Here is a 1731-nt window from a genome sequence, read left to right as displayed (position 1 = left end):
GCCTAGCCCGGGGTTTTCATGGCGCAGCGTTTGGCGTGCGTGTTTAAGCAGGGAAAGGGTGCTCTGAGCTGGGAAAATAGTGGTTGTCGAGACCGTTATTTGCCTTGCGAAGGAGCACCCTTTCGATGCAGAAGTCTACCCGTGTTTTTCCGTCCCATCCGGTCACTTTCACCGGCCAGTCGCTGATCTCCCACGCCGGAGTCACGGTCCTCACGGACTTCATGGACGCCCTGGGATTCGGCAGGCTGTGCGAAGAGCGGCTCGGCCAGTTCGTTCCCTCCGGCGCGAAACACCGGYCTGGCCGGCTGGTTGGTTCTTTGGCCGCGATGCTCGCCGCCGGAGGAGAACACGCCTCGGATCTGGACATCCTGCGGTCCTCACCCGGCGCCTTCGGCCAGCTGCCCTCGAACGCGACCGTGTCCCGGTTCTTCGAACGCACCGTGGCCAACCCGGAGCTGTTCGGCTACGGATTCGAAACCCTCACCCGGGCCCTGCGGACCCGGGCCTGGGACGCCGCCGGGGACCGGAACCCGGCACGGTCCGCGACGGCCGCGGACCCGCTCATCATCGATCTTGACGCGACGCTGGTGACCTCGCATTCCGATAAGGAAAACGTCGCCGGCACCTACAAAGGCGGCTACGGGTTCGCCCCGTTCATCGCCAGCGTCGACTATGGCGCCGGCAACGGTTCCGGGGAAATCCTCGCCGCGGTGCTGCGGCCCGGCAACGCCGGAGCGAACAGCGCCGAGGACCACATCCGGGTTTTCCACACCGCCGCAGCCCAGTTGCCCGACGGCTTCTTCACCGACACCGGGACCCTGGCCGGGGAGAAGGTCCTGGTCCGCACCGACAGCGCCGGGGCCTCACGGAAGTTCCTCTGGCACCTGCACGGCCTCGGCGTGCAGTTTTCCACCAGCTACACCCTGCCGTTCGGCAAGGCTCACATGATCGACTGGATCAGCAACAAACAGCATTGGCAGCCGGCCCTGGACCAGTCCGGAAACGACCGGAGCGATGCGTGGGTCATCAACGCCACCGACGTTGTTCCGCTCACCGATTACCCGCCGGGCACACAGTTGTTCCTGCGGGCCGAGCCGCTGCACCCAGGCGCGCAGCCGACCTTGCTCGATGCCGACGGGCACCGGATTACCGCGTTCCTGACCAACTCCCCGCGCTGGCACGGACCGTTCCTGGACGCCCGGCACCGCGCCCGGGGCCGGTGTGAGAACCGGATCAAAACCCTGAAAAACACCGGACTGGGAAAGCTGCCGTTCTTTGACTTCGCCGCGAACCAGGCCTGGGCGGACATCGCCGCACTTGCCTTCAACCTGGTCTCCTGGCTCCAGCTCACGGCCCTCCCGGACGGCCACCACGCCAAAGCCTGGGACATCAAACGCTGGCGCTACCGGCTCTTCGCGACCGCCGGGAAAATCATCACCCGCGCCCGCCGCAACCAGCTGCTGCTACCGCAATCCGCGCCGGAACGAGACCTCCTGATACTGCTTTTGGAGACTACCGGGCGCCTTAAACAGCTCCTGCCTGCTGCCCCCGGGTGAGCGGGCACCCGCCCCTGTCCCGACGATCAGCCCCATCACCGGAAGTGGAACCGGCGCCAACCCCAAGCGAACCAAACGGGCCACACCAGACTGCCCGGAAACAGAAAACAACCGCCCGCCAGCCGCGGCCACAAATCAGCGGCCAACAACGAGCATCATGAAAAATCGAGGCTAG

1 protein-coding gene is annotated in these 1731 nt (G+C 65.7%); it reads left to right on the top strand.

The window, feature by feature from the left end; all coding sequences use genetic code 11:
* The first annotated feature begins 125 nt into the window (after positions 1 to 125).
* On the top strand, positions 126 to 1556 hold the full coding sequence (locus tag AC1DES_RS19080; protein ID WP_476897265.1) for an IS1380 family transposase: 1431 nt from the start codon (positions 126 to 128) through the stop codon (positions 1554 to 1556).
* Positions 1557 to 1731 lie beyond the last annotated feature (175 nt).

Source organism: Arthrobacter sp. 05T442, from assembly GCF_056395945.1.
This window is presented reverse-complemented; position numbering and strand designations above follow the sequence as displayed.